A 1,670-nucleotide genomic window follows, 5' to 3' on the forward strand; every position below is an offset into this window, starting at 1 on the left:
GTGATGCGAGTTCTGCGGTGGCCTGCTGGTTCGCCGAGGGGTTCGGCGAATTCCTCGCAGGCCAGGCAGATCTGGGGCCGAAGCAGTGGCCGTCGTTGCTGCGGATCACCTCGGCGCTGCCGCGGACCGCGAGCTTCAAGTTCCGGGCCCGCGATCTGACCACCCTCGGCGCCGAGCCCGCCGGGGACCGGGTGTGGCTGCGCGGGCAGGGGTCGGGGGCGTTCAAGCCCCGCTAGGGTAATGCGCCCCTGCGGGTTACGCACCCCCTCCCGACTTGCGCATCCCCTCGACCGCCCGCGCCACCCGGCTTGCGCACCTCCTTCTGGCTTGCGCATCCCCTCAGCCGCCCGCGCACCGGGTTATGCATCCACACCGCGCCCCAAAAGAAGCGCACCCCCGCCAACCCGACCCACCCTCCGGCTTACGCACACCCTCCCGACTTGCGCATCCTTCTAGACCGCCGGACAGTCGCTTGCGCATCAAAAGCGCGCCAATGACGATGCAGACCTGCGGAGGGGCGAATGAGCGGGCGTCGTCGTCGTATTTGTCGGTGACTACGGCGGCTACCAGGCAACACCGTCGTCCCCCAGCGGCCGGGCGCCTCCACAGGAAGAGCCCGCCGAGCCTCGGATCCGCGCGAGGGCACAGATCGGAGACGCCACTGTGTCAGACGTGTACATCGAAGACCCCAAGCGCCCGTGGCCCCGACATTCACCATTGATCCCCTCGCCCGCGCTCCACGGCCCGGCGCTGGACCGCCTCACCCGAGCCGAACGCAGAGACCAATATCGCAGCATCACCACCGGTCTGGTCCTCCCGGTCGACCACCCCGATGACCTCCGAGCGCGATCCCTCGCACTGAGCAAGCTCTACCCGGACGGCGTCCTGTGCGGATGGTCCGCGGTCGCAGTTCACGGCGGGCAGGCGCCCAGAGACGCCGCGCCCGAGATCTGTGTGGGTCCGAGCATGCGACGCCGCGCGGGCGTAACGATCCGTCGATACCCGATCCCGCCCGATGCTGTGACGGTCAAAGCCGACGCCGCCGTCACAACGCCCCTCTGGACCGTGTTCGACCTCGCCCGATTCCTGCAGTTCGAGGATGCGGTGATCGCGGTCGAGTTCGCGCACGGACACTATCTGCGACTCGAGGACGTCCCCGACATGCTGCCCTCGCTCAGCGGCAGGTGGGGTGCGGCGCGCGCCCGGAGAGTCTTCGCCGCAGCCAGTATGGATTCGGAGTCACCGATGGAAACCCGGCTCCGGCTCACGCTCTACGACGCCGGCTTCACCGACCTGGTGCCGCAGGTGCGACTGCCCGAACTGCGCTGCCGCATCGACCTCGCAGACGTCGCGCGGAAGATCGCCATCGAGTACGACGGCGACGGCCACTTCGACAGCCCGGCCCAGATCAGGCACGACACCGAACGGCGGAACGGACTGATCGCCGCCGGCTGGACCGTGATCGTGGTGACCAAGCACCTGTACTACAAGAACAGGAACGAGCTGCTCAGGCTGGTCCGCCAGGCTTATGCCACTGCTCGATGACCGGCGCGACATGTGGCCGGGAGCTGCGGCGGTGGCTCGAGGGGGCTGGTGGGGGCTGGCGGGGCGGCGGCTGGTGGGGGCTGGCGGGCGGCGGCTCGTGGGACGACGGAGCTGGTGGGGGGGGC

The 1,670-nt window shown here is 69.3% G+C and carries 1 protein-coding gene and 1 pseudogene; both read left to right on the top strand.

The genetic code is table 11. The features are described 5' to 3' along the window. Positions 1-236, top strand: a pseudogene (locus G6016_RS10205) (hypothetical protein); the annotation flags it as partial. Between the two features lie 436 nt (positions 237-672). Further along, positions 673-1,545: a hypothetical protein gene (locus G6016_RS10210; RefSeq protein WP_182632554.1), complete on the top strand. Its 873-nt coding sequence runs from the start codon at positions 673-675 to the stop codon at positions 1,543-1,545. Positions 1,546-1,670: the final 125 nt, after the last annotated feature.

Source organism: Dietzia aerolata (assembly GCF_014144865.1).
In the GTDB taxonomy this organism is placed as follows: Bacteria; Actinomycetota; Actinomycetes; order Mycobacteriales; family Mycobacteriaceae; genus Dietzia; species Dietzia aerolata.